We start from the raw sequence: 22,717 nt of genomic DNA on the forward strand, positions 1-22,717 counted from the left end.
TCACCTCCGTTAACTCTGTTCTCGCTCGCCGAGCAGGCCCGCGAGCAACGCGTCGAGCCGGTCCGCCGGAACCTCCTCGACCAGGGAACGGATGCGTTCCCCTTCGTCGGCGAGCTGCCGCCGCCGGTCGAGGTCCTCCTGGATCATCCGCGCCAGGTTCTGCAACGTCGGGGTACGAAACACCTTCTGGAGCACCAGCTCGACGTCGTAGCGGCGTTGCAGGTGCACCACCAGCTGCGCGGCGCGGATGGAGTTGCCGCCCAGGTCGAAGAAGTCGTCGTGCAGCCCGATCCGGTCCACCTCGAGGTACTCGGCGACGTGCGTGGCCAGCTCGATCTCGAGCTCCGTGCACGGCTCGACGTACGGCGTGCCGGATGTCCGTTCTCCCTGGGCGGGCGCCGGCAGCCGCGCTCTGTCGGTCTTGCCGGTCCGGGTCCTGGGCAGTTCGTCGAGCAGCACGAAGCGGTCGGGCACGAGGTAGGCGGGCAGCTGCTCGCGCAGCCGCCTGCGCACCGCGGGGATCAGCTCGGTGTCCTCGTACAGGGCCTTGTTGGTGCTGACGAGATAGGCGACCAGCAGGTCGTCCTGGACGGCGACCGCGCATTCCCGCACCCGGGGGTTGGCCTCGATGGCCGCCTCGATCTCGCCCGGCTCCACCCGGTGGCCGCGCACCTTGACCTGGTCGTCGTTGCGGCCGATGAACTGCAGGGTGCCGTCGGGGCGGTAGCGGGCGTGGTCGCCGGTCCGGTAGAGGCGCTCGCCCGGCACGGTGGCGAACGGGTCGGGCACGAAGCGTTCCGCCGTGGCCGCCGCCCGGCCGTGATAGCCCCTGGCCAGCGCGACCCCGCCCACGCATATCTCGCCCACCGCCCCGATCGGGACCGGCCTCAGCTCCTCGTCCAGCAGGTGCACCCGGGTGTTGGCGATGGGTTCGCCCAGCGGAACCGGGGAGTCGAGGGTGAGCGCGGCCACCGTCACCCACACCGTGGTCTCGGTGGGACCGTACTGTGTCCAGGCCGCCCGCTGGGTGGCCGCGAGCTCGGTGGCCAGCCGCCGGCTGACCCGCTCGCCGCCCACCAGCGCGGTGAGGAGCAGGTTGCCGGGGCGCAGCAGCCGCCACAGGGTCGGGGTGGCCGACAGGACCGTGACGCCGCCCTCGGCCAACGCGTTCTCCAGGCCGTCGCCGAGGTCGTCCTGATCGACCAGGTGGATCCGGCCGCCGAGCGCCAGGGTGCCGAAGATCTCGGCGATCGAGGCGTCGAAGGCGGGGCTGGCGACCGCGCCGACCACGTCGTCCGGGCCGATGCCGTGCACCTCGGACAGGGAGTGCACGTAGTTCACCGCCGCGCGATGGCTGATCTCGACGCCCTTGGGCGTGCCGGTCGACCCGGAGGTGTAGATCATGTAGGCCAGGTTCTCCGGTGCCACGGGGACGTCCGGGGGCGCGTCGTCCTCGTCCTCGTCCAGGACCAGGTCGGGCGCCGCCGTCCCGATCACGACGGTGGCGCCGCTGTCGGCCAGGACCTCGGCGCGGCGGCGCGGGCCGTGCGCCGGGTCGATCGGGACGTAGACCGCGCCCGCCCTGAGCACCCCGAGCGCGGCCACGACCAGGTCGGGCGAGCGTTCCAGGCACACGGCGACCATCGACTCCGCCCCGACGCCCAGCTCGGTCAGGCGTCGCGCGAGCCGGTTGGCCCGGCGGTCCAGCCGGCCGTACGTCAGCGCGCCGGTCACGGCGACCGCCTCCGGCCGCTCGCGGCAGTGCCGGGCGATCAGCTCGTGCAGGCACACCGGCGGCCGTTCCCGCCGCGGGCCGGTCGCCAGGCGGGCCAGCTCCCGCCGCTCCTCGGCGGAGGGCAGGTCGAGTTCGGCGATCGGCGTGTCGGGCCGCGCGAGCAGCGTCCGCACCGTCGCCACGAACCGGCGCGCCAGCAGCTCGGCGGTGTCCGGGCCGAACAGGTCCGCGCGGAACACCAGGCTGCCGTGGACGGCGGGCCGCTCCCAGAGGAAGAACTCCAGGTCGGCGCGGGCGGTACGCCAGCCGAGCTGGACCGGCTCCAACCGGAGGCCGGCGAAGTCGCTGACGGGAGAGGGCGGCTGCATCACGAACGTCACAGGGAACGGCCCGCTCGACGAGGCGTCCCTGGGCAGGTCCAGCTCCTCCACCAGCAGGTCGAAGGGCACGTGCTGGTGCTCCAGCGCCTCCAGGCAGGTCCGCCTGACGGAGGCCAGCAGCTCGTGGAAGCTCTGCCGGGTCTCCACGTCGACGCGCAGCCCCACGGTGTTGGTCAGGTTGCCGATCAGTCCTCGCGTCTCCGGCAGGTCCCGGCCCGCGACCACGCCGGCGATCGCGATGTCCCGCACCCCGGTCGTCTGCCTGAGCAGGACGGCCAGCGCGGTGAGCAGGACCATGTACGGCGTGGCGTTGGCCGCGCGCGCGGCGGCGCGGATCAGGGCGTCGTCGTCGTCGTGGAACGGCAGCGCCCGCCAGTCGCCGGCAGTGGTGAACTCCGGCGGCCGGGGCTCGTCCGCGGGTAGCCGGAGCGGGCTGATCCCGGCCAGCCGGTCGCGCCAGTACGCCAGGTCGCCGGCCTGGCCGCCGCTGCGGCGCTCGTGGGCGGCGACGTCGGCGAAGCGGATCGGCAGCGCGTCGTGCACGGGGGCGCTGCCCGCGGCCCTGGCCTGGTAGGCCGACGACAGCTCCAGCAGGGCGACGGCCAGCGCCCAGCCGTCGCCGATGATGTGGTGCACGACCATGACGAGCATGTCCTGCTCGGGCAGCCGGATGAGCAGGAGGCGGGCCAGCGGGCCGCCGGCCAGGTTCATCGGCCCGTCCACCGCCGCCCTCGCCCTGCTCAGGGCCGCCTCGAGAGCCTGCGCGGCGGGCAGGTCACGCAGGTCGACGGTCTCCAGGGACGGCCTGGCCGTCTCGTCCACGATCTGGAGCGGCTCGTCGTCCACGACCCTGATCACCGTGCGCAGCGTGTCGTGCCGTGCCACCAGGTCGTCCAGTGCCCGCGCGAGCAGGGCCGGATCCAGCCGGCCGTCGAGCAGCACGCAGTGGCTGAGGTTGAAGGCGGAGGAGCCGGGGGTCAGCTGGTCCAGGAACCACAGGCGGCGCTGGGCGTACGACAGCGGCGCGGGGCCAGGACCGTGCACCGGGATGACCGGTGTCGCCGGTGCCGCGACCCTGCCCTCACGCCACTGGCGAAGCAGGGCCGCCTTGAGCTCCGACAGCTCGGAGCCCTGCTTCGCGTCGCTCACTGTGACCGCTCCCTGAGGCTGAGGGGACGAAGGTCAGTCCAGACCTGGTCGATGTGGGCCAGGCACTCGCTCCTGGTGCCGCGGTAGCCCGCCTCCCGCCACCCGGCCGGCAGGCTCCGGTCCGCCCACCAGACCGAGTACTGCTCCTCGTGGTTGACCACCACCGTGAAGGTGGCGGCGTCGATGTCGCTCATCGGTCCTCTCCTGTCAGCGCTTGCGCGGGTAACGGTCGGGCGGGTCGAGCTGGCCGTGCCTGACGAGGAAGTCCAGGCAGTCGTGCATGTACTTCTCGTTCAGCGGCGCGGGTTCCCAGCCGGTGCCCTTGATGGCCTCGAGCAGGTTGACGCACTCCAGCCGGTTGTCGATGGCGTCCTCGGTCTCCATGGTCATCTCCACGCCGGCGTCGCCGCTGGAGTAGAGCAGGAGCACGGGGACCATCGGGTAGATCGGGTGGTCGGGACCGGCGTTGATGGCCAGTTCAAGCGCCTCGTCGAACGGCACGACCTCGAAGGGGTAGCCGTAGGAGCGGATCCAGGGGTACAGCATGTTGTGGGAGATCGCGTCGGTGTTCCACAGGTGGAAGATGTTGCCCACCGACGACTCCTGCCGGGAGGCGTGCACCATGGCCGCGCTCGCGTAGTCGAGCGTGATCGCGTTCATCGACTCGGCGTAGTCGGGCAGGATGCCGAACTCGAGGAAGCCGCGCAGCGCCGTCAGGACGTAGTTCTGCGCGTGGCAGGCGCCCGTCTTGGGGTGCCCCATCATGATCGACGGCCGGAAGATCGTGATGGGCAGGCCCCGCTGCTTGGCCTTCAGGATGATCTTCTCGCTGACCCACTTGCTCTGCGGGTAGCTGAAGGGCACCTGGGGCGGCTTGCTGGGCAGTTCCACCTCGAGGAAGGGCCGGGTCATGTGGCCCGCGATGAACACGTCGATCGTGGAGACGAAGTGCACCTGCTTGGCCTTGTAGCGGGAGGCCAGGCGGAGGATCTCGACGGTGCCGTCCACGTTGGGGGCCTTGAGCGCGGAGTACGGCATGGAGAAGTTGACCAGGGCGCCGTTGTGGTAGATGACGTCCACCAGCTTGGCCAGGTCGTCGAACTGCTCGGGCGACAGCCCGAACAGCGGCCGGCCCAGGTCGCCGTTGACGGCCTTGACCCGCCGGTCGAAGCGGTCGTCCCAGGGCACCTCGTACTGCTCGCAGCTGGCCTTGAGCCGGGCCAGCCCGGCGGCCGCGTCCTTGGCCCGCACCAGGCAGTAGATGTCCGCGGTGGTCTGCGCGATGAGCTGGTCGAGCAGGAAGACGCCGAAGTAGCCGGTGCCGCCGGTGAGCAGGACCGCCCTGGGCGAGAAGATGTCGGCCAGCGGCAGGTTCTCCGCGGTGATCGACTCCTCCAGGAACGCCTCCCTGTCCAGGTCGTCGGCCGGGTCGCGGGTGGCGCGCAGTCCCTCGAACCCCTCGCGCTCGAACAGCTCGATGCGGGAGGCCACGCCGGCCACGGTCGGGGTGCTGAACAGCGCGTGCAGCGGCAGCTCCAGCCCGTAGACCTGGGCAAGCTTGGCGCCCACCTTGGACAGCTGCAGCGAGCTGCCGCCGAAGGAGAAGAAGTCGTCGTGCAGGCCGACCCCTGGCAGCCCGAGCGCCTCGGCGAACACCTCGGCGATCTCGCGTTCGATGCGCCTGCGCGGGACGGCCTCGGTGGGCACCGTCACGGTGCGCACCTGCGGGTCGGGCAGCGCCTTGCGGTCGACCTTGCCGTGCGCGTTCAGCGGGAACCGCTCGCACACGACGATGGTGGCCGGGATCATGTAGTCGGGCAGGATCGTGCGCAGGTGCGCCGCGAGGTGCTCGGTGTCCACCTCCCGCCCGGGTTCCGCCGGGAGCACGTAGCCGATCAGCTCGTTCTCGTCGCCGGCCAGGTTGCGCCGGACGTCGACCACCGCGCTGAGCACCTCGGGGTGTCGCTGCAGCGCGTTCTCGACCTCGCTGAGCTCGATCCGGAAGCCGCGGACCTTGACCTGCGTGTCGGCCCGGCCGATGAACTCCAGCTGCCCGCCGGGCAGGTACCTGGCCAGGTCGCCGGTCCGGTAGAGCCGCCCGCCCGGGGCCGGGGAGAAGGGGTCGGGGATGAACCGGTCGGCCGTCTGGCCGGGGGCGTTCACGTATCCGCGGGCCAGGCCCTCGCCCGCGACGTGGATCTCCCCCGGCACCCCGATCGGGACCGGGTTCAGCTCCTCGTCGAGCAGGTAGATCCTGGTGTTCTGGATCGGGCGGCCGATCGGCACGCTGGCGCCGTCCTCGTCCGCCTTGGCCAGCTGCGCGGTCGCCCAGACGGTGACCTCGGTGGGCCCGTAGTCGTTGTAGAGCTTGGCCCAGGGCAGCGTCCGGTAGTGGTCGACGGCCAGCTGCGAGGGGAAGACGTCGCCTCCGGCGGAGATGTCGCGCAGCGAGATGAGCTTGCGCCCGCCCGCCGCCAGCAGCAGCTGGTAGTAGGAGGGCATGTGGGTGATGTGCGTGACCTGTTCCGCCTGCACCAGCCGGGCCAGCAGCGCCGGGTTGCCGACCTCGTCCTCGTTGGGCAGCACGATCCGGCCACCGCTGACGAGCGTCCAGTACAGCCCGGCGGCGGAGGCGTCGAAGGTCAGGGAGACCGGGATCGCGTACGCCTCGGGGGCGGGACGGCCGTCGGCGCCGCGCGCCAGCGTGGAGTTGACGATCTGGCGGTGCGGGACCACGACGCCCTTGGGCTGCCCGGTGGAGCCCGAGGTGTAGATCACGTAGGCGACGTTGGCCGGGTCGACGTCCGCCGGCGCCAGGTCCGCGGACTCCTCGCCCACCCCGTGGACGTCGATCCACGCCTCGCCCGGCTCGGGCTGCGGCGCCGCGGCCTCGGGGTCGGTGACGACGACGATCCTGATGCCCGCGTCGGCGATCATCGCGCGGGTGCGCTCGGTCGGCTGCTCGGGGTCGAGCGGGACGTAGCCGCCGCCCGCCTTGAGCACGCCGAGGAAGGCCGCCACGGTGGCCACCCGCCGGCCGGCGACGACGCCGACCAGGGTCTCGGGGCCGACGCCCTCGGCGCGCAGGCGGTTGCCCAGCCGACCGGCCCACTCGTCGAGCTCGCGGTAGGTCAGCCGGTCGGGTCCCGCCACCACGGCCAGCGCGTCGGGGGTGCGCGCCACCTGGTCGGCGATGAGCTCGTGCAGGCACCGGTCGCCGGGGAAGGGGCTGTCGGTGCGGTTCCACTGCTCGATCACCGTGTCCAGCTCGCGGTCGGAGAGCATGGGCAGGCGGTGGCTCGGGCTGCCGGGATCGGCCGCCGCGGCGGCCAGCAGCACCTCGATGTGGCCGAGCACCAGGTCCACGCTGTCCGGCTTGAACAGCTCGGTGCTGTAGTCGGCGTGCAGGTCGAGGCCGCCGTCGGCGCCCTCGACGAGGTGCACGCTCAGGTCGAACGCGGACAGCCCGACATCGGCCGGGGTCGCGGTCCAGGTGGCGCCGCCCGAACGCCGCGGCTCGGCCGCCTGGTGGGGGACGAACCGGACCTGGTGCAACGGCGCCCTGCCGAGGTCGGTGTCGGGCTGCACCTTGCCGACGATGTGCTCGAACGGGATCAGCTGGTGGTCGCGGCCCTTGGCCCAGGCAGCGTGGACCCTGCGGACCAGTTCCTCGAAGGTGGGCTCGTCGGCCAGGGAAGCGCGGATCACGAGCGTGTTCTCCAGCGGCGCGAGGATCTCGCTCTGCGTGTGGTCGCGCCCCGGCGCGGGGATGCCGACGGCGATGTCACGCTCGCGGGTGTAGCGGCCCAGCACCTCCGCGTAGGCGGCCAGGAGCACCGACGCCCTGCTCGCCTCGCACCGCGCGGCCAGCTCGCCGACGCCGCGCGCGGCCTGCGCGCCGAGCGTACGGCTTCGCCTGGCGCCGCGCAGGGACGGCATGCGCCCCACCGGCCTGGGGTGGTCGGTGGGCAGGTCGACGGGCGTGATCCCGGCGAGCGCTTTGGACCAGAAGGCCAGCTGGCGGCGCGCCAGCGGGGTGCGCAGCCAGGCCCGCTGGCGGTCGACCACCTTGGCGTAGGGAATCCCGCTGGGCTGCGGCTCGGGCCGCTCGCCGCGCCGGACGGCGTCGTAGGCCTCCAGCAACTGGCCGACGATCAGGTCCATGGCGACCTCGTCGCAGACCACCTGGTGAGCCGTCAGCACCACCTCGTGCCGGTCCTCCGCGACCCTGATGGCCGCCGCCCGCAGCAGCGGCGCCGTCTCCAGGTCGAAGGGGCGGCCGGCCTCGCGGTGCCTGACCTTGCGAAGCTCCTCGGCGTCGGCGACAGAGAAGGTCTTCAGCTCCGGCGCGACGGTCCCTGCGTCGGCGACGGGCCGTACCGGCCTGCCCTCGATCGACAGGAAGCGCGCCCGCAGTTCCTCGCGCGCGTCCGTGAGTGCGGCCAGCGCCGACCGCAACGCCTCGTGGTCCAGCTCTCCGCCGACCTCGAGCACGCGGACGACGTGTGTGGGCAGCTGGGGAGCCATCTGGTGCAACACCCAGTAGCGGCGCTGCGCGGGTAGCAGGCGTTCCCCGCCCTGGTCACCGTCCTGGCCGAGGAGCTGTGCCAGGAGCGCGCGTTTGTCTTGTTCCGATAGCCGGCCGACCTCATCGGCAACTGTTGACACCGCACCGCGTCCTCTCTGTCGGGCGCAATTCATTGGACTATCCAGTTCTGGTCACATTAATAAGTGAAAATGCCGTACGGCCGTTCCTGACGGACTTCTTGCGTATCTGAAGGGGATCGAAAGATCTGTCTGAGTTTCTTGACGGGATCGGTTGATGGTCCGAAGAATCCGAGGTGCTGGCGCTCGATGATGAGGGCTATGCGGAGGCGGTATCACGCCCTACATCCTCGACTTCCAAGCCCTGCCGGGAACCGGAGAGGAGGGGATCGACGTGCGTTACCTCCACTAATGAAAACCGGTGGATCGCGGCCTGAATCAATTACCGGAATTCGGGCCGCGATTCCCGCCACCGCCGCACGAATCAGAGTCGGCCCTCAGGCCGGATGGGCAGGTCGCCGTGAGCAAGCGAGACGAGTTGTTCAACCCGCTCGACCCGGAAGTCATCCGCGATCCGTATCCCATCTACCGCAGGCTCAGGGAGACCGATCCGGTCTACTGGCACGAGCAGCTCGGCGCGTGGATCCTGACCCGGCACGCCGACTGCACCCACGCACTGAAGAACCCCGACCTGTTCACCACCGACTTCAGGAAGGTCGGCGTGCCCACCCCCGGGCCGCTGCTCAGCCTGCAGACCCTGGACCCGCCCGACCAGACGCCGCTGCGGCACTTCGCCATCGACGCGATGCGCGCGCAGGACTTCGGCGAGCTGGAGCGGGACGCCTGGCAGCGGGCCGAGGTCCTGCTCCACGGCCTGCGCGACCGGCAGACCTTCGACTTCGTGCACGACTTCGCCACGCCGTTCACGCTGGGCACCATCTCGCGCCTGGTCGGCATGCCGCCGCCGGAGGCCGACGAGGAGTGGCGCCGGCGCAACGACCAGCTGCACCGCAGCATGGACGCCGGGCTCGACCCCGACAGCGAGGAGGCCGGCCTGGCGGCCCGCGAGGCCTTCAGCGACTACGTCGCCCGGTGGCTGGCCGGCGAGCCCACCGAGGGCATCTCGGCCTACGTGGCCGACAACCGCAGCCAGCTCGACTACTCCGACGAGGTGCTGTGCAACTCGCTGCGCGCCTTCTGGCACGCCGGCTTCGAAGTGCCCGCGCGCTTCCTCGGCAACGCCGTCACCACCCTCCTCAGGCACCCCGAGCTGCTGGAGGGGACGCTGGAGGACGTCGACACGGCGGTCGAGGAGCTGGTCCGCTTCTCCGGCCCGGTCCACGTGGTCAGCCGTATGTGCACCAAAAACACCGAGGTCGGCGGGCGGGAGATCAGCCGCGGCGACCTCGTCGTCACCGTGCTCGCCGCCGCCAACCGTGACCCGGAGCGCTTCGACCGGCCCGAGGAGCTCGACCTGACCAGGCACCCCAACCCGCACCTGGGCTTCGGCCGCGGCACCCACTCCTGCCTCGGCAACGCCGTGGCGAGGATCGAGGGCCGGGTCGTGCTCACCACGCTGTTCCGCACCTATCCGGAGGTGCGGCTGGCGGGCGAGCTGCAGTGGTGGGAGAACGCCACGCTGCGCGGGCTGTCCCGGATGCCGGTCAGCCTGGGCCGGGTGTCCGCGACGATCGGGTGAGGGAGAGGCCATGAACACCCGCCATGGCAGCGCCGTCCCCATGGCGCTGCTGGCCGACCCGGTGGAGCGTGCCACCGCCCTGCTCCGCCCCTCCCTGTGCGGGCTCTGGGCGGAGGGCCTGGCCGCCCTGCGTGCCGTCGTGGCCGCCGTCGGCTCAGGCTCGGGCCGGCCCGTACGGCAGGCCGCGGCGGCCACCGACGCCGTGGCCAGGTCGCTGGCGGCGGCCGTCCCGCTGCCTGATCCGTCGGCGTACCCGCCCCCCGTGCCCGTGCATTCGGACTATTTCCGCATCCGGCATGCTCCGCTCACCGCCGAGCAGCAGGCCACGACGGCCGCGATCCTGATCTCCCGCATGCTCGCCGACCTCGACGTCGCCATGCTCGACCCGAACGACCTCCTGTGCGAGGTCGAGAGCATGATCACGGTGATGGAGCTGCTGCGTCCGCAGCCCAGCCACGAGCTCGCCGACCCCTCCTCCGAGGGCGCGCCGGAGTCGTGGTACGTGCCCGGCGGCGACTGGATGGACCGCTGGTTCCTGGCCCACCACTACTACTTCCTGCTCAACCTGCTCGCGGCCGAACGGCTCGACCGGGCCGCGGAGCTGGCCCGCGACGGCCGCGACGAGCCCGCCGCCGCGGCGATGGACCAGGCGGCCGTGCTGGTCAGGGGGTTCACGGCGGCCATGGTGCACTCCTGCGCCTTCCCCGCCCGCTACTACCTGGACGTGGTCCGGCCCACGATGGCCCCGCCGCACGTCCGGACCAACCTGACCGGTGTCATGCAGCTCGAGCACCGCAGGTATCGCGCCGCGCTCGGCCGCCTCCTGGAGGAGCTGGCGGCCCCCTACGACGAGCTCGCCGCGCGCGCGCCGGCCCTCGCGGAGGCCAGGAACGCCGTGCTGGAAGCCGACCTGATCGACCTGGAGCGGCACGTGATCGTGGCCGACACGATGGTCGGCGGCGAGCGTTCGCTGGTCCAGCCGGGCACGACCGTCCAGAACGCCGCCAGCACGCTGCGCAAGATGCGGCACCTGCGTGCCGCGGCCTACTGCCAGTACATGCGGTTCGGCGATCGCTGGGTGACCGCGACAAGCCGCAGACCCGATGAGGTGACGACCAGATGACCGTGTCCCCGACACTCGCCACGGGCCGGGAGATCGACCCCGACGCGCTGCCGAAGCCCGACCTGTACCAGCTCATCACCTCCCTCGTCGTGCCGCGGCCGATCGCGTGGGTGTCGACGCAGTCCATGTCGGGCCGGCGCAACCTGGCGCCGTACTCCTACTTCAGCCTGGTCGCCGACCACCCGCCGCACATCGCCGTGAGCTCCATCGGCGAGAAGGACACCCTGCGCAACATCCGCGCGACACGGGAGTTCGTCGTCAACGTCGCCGACCGCAGCCTGCTCGACATGCTCGACCGCTCTGGCTCGTCCTTCCCGCCGGAGCTGGACGAGTTCGTCGAGGTGGGGGTCACCGCGGCGCCGTCGGCCGTGGTGCGCGCGCCCCGTGTCGCCGAGGCCAAGGCGCACATGGAGTGCAGGCTCGTCGACGTGCACCCCGTGGGCAACGGCAACCTCGTGATCGGCCGGGTCGTGCACATCCACGTGGAGCCCAGCGTGTGGGACGACGGGCGGGTCGACAGCGCGCTGCTGGACCCGGTGCTCCGGCTGTCCCGGCGCTACGGGCGGCTCAGCCCCGAGATGACGCCCGAGGAAGAACCCGCACCACACGTGTTCACGTGACGCACACCCACGGAGCTGCCCGATGACGATCACCGACCGACCACCCCGACTCCGGCCGGCCGCGCGGGGCCTGGCCAGCGACCGCCTCGGCATCCCCGCCGTGGTCTACTTCGTGATCTCGGCGACGGCCGCGCTCACCGTGGTGGCCGGCGGCGTGCCGGCCGCCTACGCCATCACCGGCGTGCTCGGCCTCCCCCTGGCCTTCCTGCTGCTGGGCGCGGTTCTCGCGCTGTTCTCCTTCGGCTATCTGGAGATGGCGCGCCGCGTGCGGAACGCGGGCGCCTTCTACGCCTTCGTCGCGCAGGGGCTGGGCAGGCCGCTGGGGGTCGGTGCGGCCTGGATGACGCTGCTGGCCTACAACGGACTGCAGATCGGCCTCTACGGGCTGGTCGGCGCCGCCACCAGTCCCCTGGTCGCCGAACTGTCGGGCCTGACCGTGCCCTGGTGGGCGGTCGCGCTCGTGGCCTGGGCCGTGGTCGCGCTGCTCGGCATGCTGCGCGTGGACGTCAACAGCAAGGTGCTGGCCGTCCTGCTGCTCGGCGAGCTGGCCGTCGTGCTGCTCTTCAACGCCGCCAACCTGCTCAACCCGGCCGCCGGCGGCCTGGATCTCGCGCCGCTGAGCCCGCAGCAGCTCTTCGTGCCGGGAGTGGGGGCGCTGTTCGTCTTCGCCATCGCCTCCTTCGCCGGCTTCGAGTCCTCGGCGGTCTTCACCGAGGAGGCCAAGAACCCGGCGCGGACCATTCCGGTGGCCACCTTCCTCGCCCTGGCCGTCCTGGCGGGCCTGTACGCCCTGTCGGCCTGGAGCACCGCGGTCTCCACCGGCACCGGCCAGGTCGTGGCGCGCTCCCAGGCAGAGAGCTCGGCGCTGTTCTTCAACCTGCTCGGCGCCAACGCCGGGGCGGGCGCGGCTTCGGTCGCCTACATCGTCTGGTCGACCAGCGTGATCGCCTCGCTGATCGCCTTCCACAACGCGATCGCCCGCTACGTCTTCGCCCTCGGGCGCGAGCGCGCCCTGCCCGCCGTCTTCGCGCGCACCTCCCGGCGCGGCGCACCCGTGGCCGGTTCCCTGGCCCAGAGCGGGGCCGCGCTGCTCGTCATCGTGCTGTGGGCGGCCGCCGGGCTCGACCCCGTCCGGCAGCTCTTCGTCGCGGTCGGCAGCTTCGGCGGGTTCGGCACCCTTGCCCTGCTTGTCGTCACCTCCGTCGCGGTGATCGTCTTCTTCGCCCGGCGGCCGGGCATCGAGAACCTCTGGCGGCGGCTGGTGGCCCCCGGGCTGGCCGGCTGCGCGCTGGGCGTCGTCCTCGCCTTCGGGGTGGGCAACTTCGACACCGTGCTCGGCGTCGGCCCCGGCTCGCCCTGGCGCTGGATCCTGCCCGCGATCTACCCGCTGGCCGCCGTCGCCGGCGTCGTCTGGGCGCTGCGTGTCCGTGCCGGCCGCCCCGACGTGTACGCCGGCATCGGGCTCGGCGCCGACAGGGAGCCGTGAGCCATGCGAAAGATCCTGCACCCCGCGCTCTGCCTCATCGTCGGCACCTGCATGATCCCCGTGCCCGGAGCGGCCGCCGTCTCGGACGACGAGCGGCCCGCCACCGAGGGCACGGCCGAACCGGTGACCGCCGACGGCAGACGGCCCGTCGCCGAGGGCACCGGCGGCGCCGTGGCCACCGTCGACCCCGACGCCAGCCGTACCGCCCTCGAGATCCTGCGGCGGGGCGGCAACGCCGCCGACGCCGCGGTCGCCGCCGCGGCCACGCTCGGCGTCACCGAACCGCACATGACCTCCATCGGAGGCGGCGGCTACCTGATGTACTACGAGGCCCGCACCGGCCGCGTCCACAGCCTGGACGCCAGGGAGAGCGCCCCCGCCGCCATGCGGGCCGACTCCTTCCTGGACGACGGCACGCCCATCCCCGAGGACGAGATCGTCACCAGCGGCCTGACCGTGGGCGTCCCCGGCGTGGTGCACCAGTGGGAGACGATCCTGCGCACGTTCGGCACCATCCCGCTGCGGCAGGCGCTGCGCCCGGCCATCCGCGTGGCACGCTCCGGCTTCCTCGTCGACGCCGAGTTCAACGCCCAGACCGCGCTGAACCAGGACCGTTTCGCCGACGTCAGCTCCGCCAAGGACCTCTTCCTGCCCGGCGGCCGGCCGCCGCCGGTGGGCTCGGTCTTCCGCAACCCCGGCCTGGCCCGCACCTACGAGGAACTGGCGCGGCACGGATCCGCCTGGTTCTACGGCGGCCCCGTCGCGCGGGAGATCGTCAGGACCGTCAAGCAGCCGCCCGTCGCCCCCTCGGCGAGCCGCCGGATCCGCCCCGGTCTGATGGCCGCCCGCGACCTGGCCGCCTACCGCACGCTGTCACCCGCCCCCACCCGATCCCGCTTCCGTGGCCTCGAGGTGTACGGCATGCCGCCGTCCTCCTCCGGCGGCACCACCGTGGGCGAGGTTCTCGCCATCCTGTCGGCCATGGACGCGCCCGCCGACCGGGTCGAGGCGTTGCACCGCTACCTGGAGGCCTCGCGGCTGGCCTTCGCCGACCGCGAGCGCTACGTCGGCGACCCCGACTTCGCCGAGGTGCCGGTGTCGGAGCTGCTGTCCCCCGGCTACGCCCGCGAACGCGCCTGCCTCATCGGGCCTGCCGCCATGCCGCACCCCGCCGCCCCCGGCTCGCCCGACGGCTCCTACCAGCCGTGCCAGGCCCCGGGCGCGCCCTCGTCCGCCTCGCCGTCCGCCGCTTCGTCCGCCGGTTCGTCCGCCGAAGGCGGGCACACCACGCACCTGGTGGTCTCCGACCGCTGGGGCAACGTGGCCTCCTACACCGTCTCCCTCGGTGAGATCGGCGGCAGCGGCCTGGTCGTCCCCGGGCGCGGGTTCCTGCTCAACAGCCAGCTGTCCGGGTTCACCGTCGACCCTTCGGCCGGCGGGCCGAACCTGGCCGGGCCGGGCAAGCGGCCGCGATCCTCCATCGCGCCGACGATCGTGCTCCGTGACGGCCGGCCGCTGTTCGCGCTGGGGTCACCGGGCGGCACGCCCATCATCACCACCGTGATCCAGATCCTGCTCAACCGGGTCGACTTCGGGATGCCCCTGCCCGAGGCGGTGGCCGCTCCCCGGGCCGGCCAGCTCAACCTGCCCGTCACCCTCGCCGAACCCGGCTTCGTCGAGCAGTACGGCGCCGCGTTGACGGCTCGTGGCCACGCCTTCGAGCCGCCCCCCTGGGCCCCGTGGCCGCTCGGCGCCGCCACCGCCCTGGAGTTCCTCGACGGGGACCGCGTGCTGGCCGTGGCCGAACCCACCCGCCTCGGCGGCGGCAGCGCCCTCGTCGTCCGCCCCCGCTGACGCACGACCCGGGTGTCCGGGGGACCGCTACCGGACACCGCGACGCCCGGCCGGGCAATGCCCGGCCGGGCGTCGCTGCTACCAGCCGACGCGGGAGGCGTCAGGCGACGGGGGTCGGCCAACCCGAAAGGCCGACCGGCGTCGGCCAACCGGATCGGCCAACCGGCGTCGGCCGACCGGGGTCAGCCGACCGGCCGACCGGGGTCAGCCGACCGGGTCAGGCGCGGCCGGGGAGTCGCCGGTCGGCATCGCGGCGGGAGCCTGCTGGCGGGGCAGCGCGAGCGAGCAGACCGCGACGACGGCGGGGAACACCAGCGCGGCCAGGAAGCCGGCCCGGTATCCGGCCACCGCGGCGTCGGCTGACCCGGCCGCGGCGGAGGCGGCCTGGACGGCGACGAGGTTGAGCGCGGCCAGCCCGAACACGCCGCCCAGCTGCTGGGAGGTCGAGAGCAGCCCGGAGGCGAGCCCCTGCTGGTGGTCGGCGACGCCGGTGGTGGCCACGAACATGCCGGGGGCGAAGCCCAGCCCGCCGCCGATGCCGGAGACGAGCAGTCCGGGCACGACGTGCAGCAGGAAGCTCCCCTCAGCCGGGACGGTGGCCAGCAGCAGCGAGCCCGCGGCGATCAGGAGCGCGGAGGCCAGCAGCACGTTCCGGACGCCGAAACGCCCGACGGCCGCCCCCGACTTGAGCGCCACGACGGTGATGACGGCCGACACCGGGGCGAAGCTGAGCCCCGCCTGCAGCGCGCTCGCGCCGAGCACCTGCTGCATCACCATCGCGGCCAGGAAGACGGTGGCCATGACGGTGGCCGACGAGGCGAAACAGATCACGTTGCCGAGGGTGACGTGCCGGTTGCGGAAGAGCCCCAGGGGGACGATCGGGTCCTGGACTCGCCGTTCGGTCAACCAGAACGCCCCGAGCAGCACCACCGCCGCCAGGCCGAGCAGCGCCACCTGGGCCGAGAGCCCCTGCTCGGCGGCCTGGGAGGCGCCGGTGACCAGGAGCACGAAGGCGCCGGTGAGCAGCGCGGCACCGACGACGTCGGTCCGCCCCGCGGCCCGGCCGGGAGTGGCGGAGACGCCGAGCAGGACCGCCAGCAGGACCAGGGCGGCGATCGGGACGTTGACGAAGAAGATCCACTCCCAGCCGGCCAGGCCGATCAGCACGCCGCCGAGCAGCTGGCCCGCCACCGCGCCGCCGGCCGAGACGGCTCCCCAGACGCCCATGGCCCTGGCCCGGCCCTCGCCTTCGCCGAAGCTGGTGGTGACGATCGAGAGCGCGGCGGGCGAGACGAGGGCGGCACCCAGGCCCTGCAGGCCGCGTGAGGCGAACAGCATCCAGCCGGTCTCGGCCAGCCCGCAGCCCAGGGAGGCGACCGCGAAGACGACCAGGCCGATCACCATCAGCCTGCGGGCGCCGAACAGGTCGGCCATCCGGCCCGTCGTGACCAGGAAGCCGCCGAACGCCAGCGCGTAGGCGGTCCCGACCCACTGGATGTCGGCCGGGCTGATCCCGAGGTCGGGCTGGATCGTGGGCAGTGCCACGGCCACCACGGCCACGTCGAGAATCAGCATGAACTGTGCCAGGCACAGCACCGCGAGCAGGATGCCCGGACCGCGGCTCGTCGATTGCTCTGAGGTCATCTGTAGTCCTCCGGATTGGTCTGTCCTTGCGTTGGCCCGAACGCGACCGTGCGGTAGCGGCCCCAGTCGGGCCGGGAACCGTCGAGGTCGGTGAAGCCGTATTCGCCGGCCAGCTGCCATGACGACAGCACGCGGCCGTTCCACCTGGCCACGTCCGGGTCCGCGGCGAGGGCGGCCACCGCCCTGCCCACGTAGTGCGGCGACTCGGCCAGCGCGAAGTGGCGGTCCTTGGCGACGGCGTCGCGCCAGTTCTCCTCGGTGACGCCGAAGCCCTCCAGCATCGCCTCCGAGCGGAGGAAGCCGGGGGTGAGCGCGACGGCGGTCAGGCCGTGCTTGCCGAGATCCTCGCCGAGCACGCGGCCCAGCCGCCGTACGCCGGCCTTGACAACGTCGTAGAAGAGGGAGCCGTAGTAGTCGTCGCCGTCGCCGTCGGTGATCTCCACCACGAGCCCGCGGCCCCGCCGTACCATCAGCGGAACCAGGCGGTGCAGGGAGACCAGGTGACTCTGGATGCCGTTGCGCCAGGCGGTCAGGGCGTTGGCCAGGTCGTGCTCCCAGAAGGGCTTGCCCCACTCCACGAGCGGGTCGCCACCCCACACGTCGTTGACCAGGACGTCGAGCCTGCCCGCCCCCTCCGACTCCAGCCGCTCGCGCAGCGCGTCGACCTCGGCGGGCTCGGTGAAGTCGCAGCGCACGGGGATGCCGCGCCCGCCGGCCTTCTCGACGAGCTCGGCGGTCTCCTCGATGGTCTCGGGCCGTTTCATGGCGGAGGGCCGGTCGCGCGTGGACCGGCCCGCCGCGTACACGGTGGCGCCCAGCGCGCCGAGGCTGACCGCGATGCCGCGGCCGGCCCCTCGGGTGGCGCCGGCGACGACGGCGACGAGGTCCGCGTGCGTCACAGCGCCCCCGCCCACAGCCCGAAGGCCGTCCCGGTGGGCGCGGTGAGACAGGCGAAGGCGCCCGACTCCGCGTCGACGAAGGTGGGCGGGACGTCCACCCGCGCGCCGAGCCGGATGGCCAGCTCGACGGAGGACCGCAGGTCCTCCACGAAGGCGTAGACGAGGGTGCCGGGCGGGCCGCCGGGCGCCGAGTCCGTCGTAGTGATCATGCCGATCTCGTCGGCGCCGTTCCACACCGTCACGCCGAACGGCTCGAACGGCTTGAAGTTCCAGCCGAGCAGCGCGCCGAAGAAGGCGGTGGCCGCTTCGAGGTCGGGGGTGCGCAGCTCGAACCAGTCGACGCGTCCGGGGATCACGACACGCCTCCGTAGTGCCGGTAGGAGGCGGCCAGGTAGTCGGTGACCAGGCTCTTGGCGTCGGGGTCGCTCATGATCGCCAGGATGATCTCCGGCGCCAGGCCGATCGGGTGCTCCAGGCCGTCGTAGAAGCTCCGGGCCGCCGCCTGGTAGTGGCCTTCGAACAGGGAGGTGTCGGTGTGGGACGGCAGCCGCAGCCCCGCCTCGATGGCCGCCGACACGCCGTGGAAGGCGAACTCCTTCACCGCCTCATCGACGGTCAGCGACTCGATCGGCCGCCGCTCGGGCGTGAAGTGCGGCAGCGCCTCGGCCAGGCTCGCGCCGCCCAGCAGGTCGTCGACCACGAGCCGGGCGATCTCGGGAGAGCAGTGGAAGCCGTCCCGGTAGGTGCCCGCGACCACCGTGAGCCCCGCCACGGAGGTCCGGCCGATCAGGGGGTAGCCGTCGACCGCCACCGGCCGGTTGCCGACCAGCCAGCGGCGCACGTCGGAGAAGAACAGCCGCTGGTCCAGCTGCTCGCGGGCGACCTGGACGAGGAACTCGCTCATGCCGACGTCCTGGACGTAGGCGGGCGCGCTGTAGACCAGGTTGGTGGCGCCGATGTACTCCACGCCGTCGCCCTGCGGGACCAGGTGCAGGCCGCAGGAGCCCGATCGGTTGGGTGTGCGGACCACGTGCTGGAAGCCGGGGTGCGCCTGCCGTACCGTCTCGACGGCGATGCCCTTGCCGCACAGCACGGGCGGCACGCTGCCGGGCGGCAGCACGTCGAGGAGGGCGCGGCTGAAGGCGCCCGCGGCCAGCACGACGCTGTCGCAGGCCAGCACCTCGCCGCCGGCCAGCCTGACCCCGCTGACCCGGCCACCGCTCGTCTCGACCCCGGCGACCTGGTCGTCGATCGTGCCGACGCGCAGCTCCGACAGCGCCTGCTCGAGCGCGGGGAGCACCTCGCGGGCGTCGATGGCGCCCTCTCTGGGCAGGTGGACGGCACGCAGCGGCCTGGCCTCCGCCACGGGCTGCAGACCCACGACGTCCTGGGGATCGATCTCCTCGTGCGGCTCGTCGAACTTGGCCGCGGCGCTCAGCAGGGCGGCGAAGTTCTCATCGTCGAGGTGCCCGGACTTCGCGTTCAGCAGCACCGTGGTGCCGGTGGGCGCGCCGTCGCCGAGACCGCCGTTCCCCGACGCCTCCGCCAGCCCGGCCCGCCAGTCGGGCCAGGCGTCCAGGGCGTCCTTGCAGAGCTGGAACTTGGCCTGCCCGGCGGGCGAGAGCAGGGTGTACTTGGTCACCTCGCCGAAGCAGTTGAGCATGGCGCCCGCGGCGACGGACGCGGCGCCCGCCCGCTGCGCCGGGCCGACCACCAGGACGCTGGTGCCGGGGGCTCGCCTGGCCAGTTCGTAGGCGATGGACATGCCGATCACACCGTTGCCGACGACGATGACGTCGGCTTTTCGTGCGCTCATCTCATGGCTCCCAAGGGTCGAAGGATGGTGAGAAGACCAGGGCCGATCCGTCGGAGACCACGTGGCCGGCGCCGGTGCGGATCTCCGAGGGGAGGAAGTTCGGCAGCAGGTGGCTGGTGTCGTAGTAGCGGTGGAACACCGGGGTCTGCGAGCCCGACATCGGCGGGACGATCCAGCTCCAGTCCGCCGGGCACCTGCGGCCGGCCCGCTCCTCTCGGTTCAGGTGGTTGATGAAGCGCTCGGATTCGGTGTGGTGGTCGGTGATGGTCACCCCCGCCTGGTGGAAGGAGTGCAGCACCGCGCGGTTGACCTCGACGAGCGCGCGGTCTCGCCACAGGTGGTGCTCGGCCGAGGTGTCCAGGCCGAAGATCGCGGCCACGGCGGGCAGCACGTCGTACCTGTCGCGGTCGGCGAGGTTGCGCGCGCCGATCTCGGTGCCCATGTACCAGCCGTTGAACGGGGCGGCGGGGTAGTCGACCCCGCCGACGCGCAGCACCATGTTGCTGATCGCGGGTACGGCGTGCCAGCGCAGGCCCAGGCCGGCGAGGGCGGGCTCGTCGGGATGCGTGACGGGCACCTCGAGCACGGCCTCGGACGGCAGCTCCACCAGGAGCGGGTCGCGGCCGGAGGAGTGCACGATCAGGGGCAGCAGGTCGAAGCGGCCCCGCGGTTCGGGCGGCTGCCAGCCCAGCGACGCCGCGGCCGCGGTCAGCCCGACGTTGCGCGGGTCGCCGACGACTCCCGAGGGCGTGCGGTATCCGGCGTACCTGATGAGCTGGTCGTTGCGGATGCGAGGTCCTGGACGGCCGGGCTGGTCGGGCGCGAACACCGTGATGACCGGGCGGATCCGGCCGCCGTTGCTCGCGGCGTGCAGGTGTTCCAGGCATCCGGCCGCGACTCCTTCGGCGTCGCCGACCAGGCGCCGGTCGAGCACCTTGAGACTGCGCCAGTAGAGCCGCCCTATGCACCGCGCGGAGTTGCGCCAGGCCACCCGGGCGCCGAAGGTGAGCTCGGCCTGGGTGTGCCAGTAGGTGCCGGAGTCCTCGATCTGCGCGCGCACCTGCGCCAGCCGCCTGGTCAGGCCGTGGCCGCCCAACTGCTCGTGATGGTAGAGGCTGACGAAGTGCTCCGCCTCGGCCAGCAGGCGCCGGACGGCGAGGTCGCGCCGCTCCCTGACGGGCCACAGCGTGGCCGTGCGCGGCGCAGGCGCGGCGCTCTTCCCGCTCACGGTCACCTCGGCCCTCCGGTCAGACTTCGTGGAGCTCAAGCTGGTAGCCCAGTCCCCAGACGGTGCGGATCACCAGGCCGAGCGGCTGGATACGCCGGCGGATCCGCATGATGTGCAGGTCGAGCGCGTTGCGCAGGGACCTGCCCGAACGCTCAGGCAGGCACTGCTCGAGTTCTTCGCGGCGCACCACGTCCCCGAAGCAGTTGACCAGGCACTGGAGGAGATCGGCCTCCGTCGGGGAGATCGCCGCGGACCGGGAGGCGTATCTGATCACCCCGATGGGGTCGATCTCCGGCACCCGGTCGACCCGTACGCGGGCGCGCAGGGTGGCGACCCGCGCCTCGAGATCGTCGCGGCTGATCGGCGGACGGACCCAGTCCTCCTTGACGTCACCGCAGAACGGCGGTTTGGAGCCGCCTTCGACGATCAGCAGCCGCGGCACACCCAGGGCTCGGAAGTACTCGCGGCGACTCTCCTCGGCGGGCCACCGAACAAGTACGACGTCGATGTCCTTGTGCGTGGACCGCATGTGATCCCACCCTTTGTCGGTCGGTTTCTGCGTACCCATCGGCAACTCGGACTCTAACAAAGGCACTACATATTCTTGAACCTACCCGAATGGGTATGCCCAGCCGTACACCTGAGGGCGGAGATGATGGAAGGCCGAGCGACACGAGGTGTACCTTTCATCTGCTAACAGATTCTTTACCGGAATAGCCGATAAGGGTTTTAATCCGGAGCATGCGACCGGAAGCCTCCGCGATAGCGGTCGAGGGCCTCGTCAAGTCCTACGGGCGCACCGCCGCGCTGCGGGGACTGACCATGCACGCGGCCCGCGGGACGGTGGTCTGCCTGATGGGCCCCAACGGCGCCGGCAAGACCACCGTGATCCGCGTCCTGTCGACCTTGACCAGGCCGGACGGCGGCACAGCGATGGTGTGCGGCCACGACGTGGTCCAGGCCGCCGGCCGGGTCCGCGCGCTGATCGGCCTGACCGGCCAGGACGCCGCGGTCGACGAGCACCTCACCGCGATGGAGAACCTCTGGCTGTTCGCCCGGCTGAACGGACTGGCCCGCCGTCTCGCGCGCAGCAGGGTCGCCGAGCTCGTCGAGGCCTTCGATCTCGGACCGGTCGCCGAGCGGCCGGTGCGAACCTACTCCGGCGGCCTGCGCCGGCGGGTGGATCTGGCGGCCGCGCTGGTCGCGGCCCCGCCCGTGCTCTTCGTCGACGAGCCGACGACGGGGCTGGATCCGCGCAGCCGCAGGACGCTGTGGGAGCTGATCCGCGCGCGAGCGCGGGCGGGTTCCACGATCCTGCTGACCACGCAGTACCTGGAGGAAGGCGACCAGCTCGCGGACCGCATCTACGTGGTGGACCAGGGCCGCGCGGTCGCCGAGGGCACGCCGGACGAGCTGAAGGCGAGGATCGGCGGTGAGCGCATCGAGGTCACCCTGGCCCATCCGGCCGCCCTCCCGCTGGCGGCGGCCGAGCTCGAGACGCTGCTCGGCGGCCGTCCCGAGGTGGACGCGGCGGCGCTGACCGTGAGCGTGCTCACCGACGACCGGCCGGGCGTGCTGTCCCGAGCGGTGCGCGGGCTGGACGAGGCGGGAGTGGACGTGACGGACGTACGGCTGCGCAGGCTCACCCTCGACGACGTGTTCTTCGCCTTCACCGGCGCCGAGCCCGCGGCGAACGGGCACCGGCGGTGACCGCGGTCGCGGTCGAGGTGACCTCGCTGGTCCGCCGCAACCTCATCCACCTGCGGCGGCGTCCCGAGCTGCTGGTGTTCTCGATCGTCGAGCCCGTGGTGCTGGTGCTGCTGTTCCGTTACGTCTTCGGCGGCGCCGTCGGCCTCAGCACGGACCTGGCCTATCCCGACTTCATGGTGCCGGGCATCCTGGTGCAGACCGTCACGCTGGGCTCGATCACCATCGGCGCGGGCCTGGCCCAGGATCTGCGGCTGGGGCTGATGGACAGGTTCCGGTCGCTGCCGATCTCCAGGGTGTCGGTGGTGGCCTCGCACGCGCTGGCCGGGCTGCTCCGGAGCTCGGTCGTGGTGCTGGTGATGGCCCTGGTGGGGGTGGCGGTGGGCTTCCGGCCCGCCGCGAGCCCGTCGCAGGCGCTGCTCGCGCTGATCCTGCTGTGGTTGTACGGCGTGGCCATGGCCTGGGTGACGCTGACGCTCGCCCTGATCCTGAGGAGCGTGGAGGCCACCGAGACCATCGGGCTGGGCCTGCTGTTCCCTCTGACGATGCTGAGCAGCGCCTTCGTGCCCATCGAGACCCTGCCAGGGCCCCTGCGCGCCTTCGCCGACCACCAGCCCGTCACCGCGGCCATCGACGCGACCCGTGCGCTGCTGCTGGACCGGCCGGTGGGGGGCGACCTGTGGGCGGCGGTGGCGTGGTCGCTGGCGATCGTCGCGGTCCTCGCGCCGGTGACGGCCGCGCTCTATCAGCGTCGCATTGGCAGATAACTTTTTATATAGCGAAATAACTACATAGATGTGGCGAATGCCGAGGAATGCTGCCCCTTGACACC

Annotated in this window: 16 protein-coding genes; 7 read left to right on the forward strand and 9 right to left on the reverse strand. The window is 72.3% G+C overall.

What is annotated here, in order from left to right:
• Positions 1-9: 9 nt before the first annotated feature.
• From ABZX22_RS30590 to ABZX22_RS30600, 3 genes are read right to left on the reverse strand one after another with little or no spacing between them, the layout of a single operon-like run.
• On the reverse strand, positions 10-3,264 hold the full coding sequence (locus ABZX22_RS30590) for an amino acid adenylation domain-containing protein (RefSeq protein WP_354915395.1): 3,255 nt from the start codon (positions 3,262-3,264) through the stop codon (positions 10-12).
• On the reverse strand, positions 3,261-3,458 hold the full coding sequence (locus tag ABZX22_RS30595; RefSeq protein ID WP_354915398.1) for an MbtH family protein: 198 nt from the start codon (positions 3,456-3,458) through the stop codon (positions 3,261-3,263). Before ABZX22_RS30595 ends, ABZX22_RS30590 begins: the two co-directional genes overlap by 4 nt.
• A 13-nt stretch (positions 3,459-3,471) precedes the next feature.
• On the reverse strand, positions 3,472-7,932 hold the full coding sequence (locus ABZX22_RS30600) for an amino acid adenylation domain-containing protein (protein ID WP_354915401.1): 4,461 nt from the start codon (positions 7,930-7,932) through the stop codon (positions 3,472-3,474).
• Positions 7,933-8,329: 397 nt separating this feature from the next.
• On the opposite strand from ABZX22_RS30600, the gene ABZX22_RS30605 reads away from it, so the two are divergent.
• Genes ABZX22_RS30605 through ggt form a run of 5 tightly spaced genes read left to right on the forward strand, consistent with a single transcriptional unit; the run spans position 8,330 to position 14,591 of the window.
• Positions 8,330-9,508, forward strand: a complete 1,179-nt coding sequence (locus tag ABZX22_RS30605; protein WP_354915404.1) for a cytochrome P450 — start codon at positions 8,330-8,332, stop codon at positions 9,506-9,508.
• Between the two features lie 10 nt (positions 9,509-9,518).
• On the forward strand, positions 9,519-10,631 hold the full coding sequence (locus tag ABZX22_RS30610; RefSeq protein WP_354915406.1) for a hypothetical protein: 1,113 nt from the start codon (positions 9,519-9,521) through the stop codon (positions 10,629-10,631).
• Positions 10,628-11,251, forward strand: coding sequence for a flavin reductase family protein (locus ABZX22_RS30615; protein ID WP_354915409.1), 624 nt, complete (start codon positions 10,628-10,630; stop codon positions 11,249-11,251). The genes ABZX22_RS30610 and ABZX22_RS30615 overlap by 4 nt, the downstream gene beginning before the upstream one ends.
• A gap of 22 nt (positions 11,252-11,273) precedes the next feature.
• The gene (locus ABZX22_RS30620; RefSeq protein ID WP_354915412.1) at positions 11,274-12,737 is read left to right on the forward strand and encodes an APC family permease; all 1,464 of its coding nucleotides are present in this window, start codon (positions 11,274-11,276) and stop codon (positions 12,735-12,737) included.
• Between the two features lie 3 nt (positions 12,738-12,740).
• Entirely contained in the window at positions 12,741-14,591 is a 1,851-nt protein-coding gene (gene ggt / locus ABZX22_RS30625) for a gamma-glutamyltransferase (protein WP_354915415.1), read from the forward strand.
• A gap of 204 nt (positions 14,592-14,795) precedes the next feature.
• On the opposite strand, the gene ABZX22_RS30630 is transcribed toward ggt, so the two are convergent.
• Genes ABZX22_RS30630 through ABZX22_RS30655 form a run of 6 tightly spaced genes read right to left on the reverse strand, consistent with a single transcriptional unit; the run spans position 14,796 to position 20,707 of the window.
• Positions 14,796-16,235: an MFS transporter gene (locus tag ABZX22_RS30630; RefSeq protein ID WP_354915418.1), complete on the reverse strand. Its 1,440-nt coding sequence runs from the start codon at positions 16,233-16,235 to the stop codon at positions 14,796-14,798.
• Positions 16,232-17,134, reverse strand: coding sequence for an SDR family oxidoreductase (locus ABZX22_RS30635; RefSeq protein ID WP_354915420.1), 903 nt, complete (start codon positions 17,132-17,134; stop codon positions 16,232-16,234). The genes ABZX22_RS30630 and ABZX22_RS30635 overlap by 4 nt, the downstream gene beginning before the upstream one ends.
• Positions 17,131-17,490 (reverse strand): hypothetical protein, encoded by a 360-nt coding sequence (locus ABZX22_RS30640; protein WP_354915423.1) that lies wholly within the window; start codon positions 17,488-17,490, stop codon positions 17,131-17,133. Before ABZX22_RS30640 ends, ABZX22_RS30635 begins: the two co-directional genes overlap by 4 nt.
• Positions 17,487-18,950, reverse strand: coding sequence for an FAD-dependent oxidoreductase (locus ABZX22_RS30645; protein ID WP_354915425.1), 1,464 nt, complete (start codon positions 18,948-18,950; stop codon positions 17,487-17,489). The genes ABZX22_RS30640 and ABZX22_RS30645 overlap by 4 nt, the downstream gene beginning before the upstream one ends.
• A 1-nt stretch (position 18,951) precedes the next feature.
• On the reverse strand, positions 18,952-20,178 hold the full coding sequence (locus ABZX22_RS30650) for a nitric oxide synthase oxygenase (protein WP_354915428.1): 1,227 nt from the start codon (positions 20,176-20,178) through the stop codon (positions 18,952-18,954).
• A gap of 19 nt (positions 20,179-20,197) precedes the next feature.
• Positions 20,198-20,707 carry a winged helix-turn-helix domain-containing protein gene (locus ABZX22_RS30655; RefSeq protein WP_354915431.1) on the reverse strand — a complete coding sequence of 170 codons (510 nt, stop codon included), beginning with the start codon at positions 20,705-20,707 and terminating at the stop codon, positions 20,198-20,200.
• A 212-nt stretch (positions 20,708-20,919) separates the two neighbouring features.
• Between ABZX22_RS30655 and ABZX22_RS30660 the strand changes: the two genes are divergently transcribed.
• Positions 20,920-21,888, forward strand: coding sequence for an ATP-binding cassette domain-containing protein (locus ABZX22_RS30660; RefSeq protein ID WP_354915433.1), 969 nt, complete (start codon positions 20,920-20,922; stop codon positions 21,886-21,888).
• Entirely contained in the window at positions 21,885-22,652 is a 768-nt protein-coding gene (locus tag ABZX22_RS30665; protein ID WP_354915436.1) for an ABC transporter permease, read from the forward strand. Before ABZX22_RS30660 ends, ABZX22_RS30665 begins: the two co-directional genes overlap by 4 nt.
• Positions 22,653-22,717 lie beyond the last annotated feature (65 nt).

The organism is Nonomuraea sp. NPDC003804 (genome assembly GCF_040610675.1).
Classification (GTDB): Bacteria; Actinomycetota; Actinomycetes; order Streptosporangiales; family Streptosporangiaceae; genus Nonomuraea.

Bases quoted from the DNA above. Each gene is read 5' to 3' on its own strand.
- ABZX22_RS30660 (WP_354915433.1), top strand. From the start codon at position 20,920: ATGCGACCGGAAGCCTCCGCGATAGCGGTCGAGGGCCTCGTCAAGTCC.
- ABZX22_RS30630 (WP_354915418.1), bottom strand. From the start codon at position 16,235: ATGACCTCAGAGCAATCGACGAGCCGCGGTCCGGGCATCCTGCTCGCG.
- ABZX22_RS30620 (WP_354915412.1), top strand. From the start codon at position 11,274: ATGACGATCACCGACCGACCACCCCGACTCCGGCCGGCCGCGCGGGGC.
- ABZX22_RS30615 (WP_354915409.1), top strand. From the start codon at position 10,628: ATGACCGTGTCCCCGACACTCGCCACGGGCCGGGAGATCGACCCCGAC.
- ABZX22_RS30655 (WP_354915431.1), bottom strand. From the start codon at position 20,707: ATGCGGTCCACGCACAAGGACATCGACGTCGTACTTGTTCGGTGGCCC.
- ABZX22_RS30595 (WP_354915398.1), bottom strand. From the start codon at position 3,458: ATGAGCGACATCGACGCCGCCACCTTCACGGTGGTGGTCAACCACGAG.
- ABZX22_RS30645 (WP_354915425.1), bottom strand. From the start codon at position 18,950: ATGAGCGCACGAAAAGCCGACGTCATCGTCGTCGGCAACGGTGTGATC.
- ABZX22_RS30610 (WP_354915406.1), top strand. From the start codon at position 9,519: ATGAACACCCGCCATGGCAGCGCCGTCCCCATGGCGCTGCTGGCCGAC.
- ggt (WP_354915415.1), top strand. From the start codon at position 12,741: ATGCGAAAGATCCTGCACCCCGCGCTCTGCCTCATCGTCGGCACCTGC.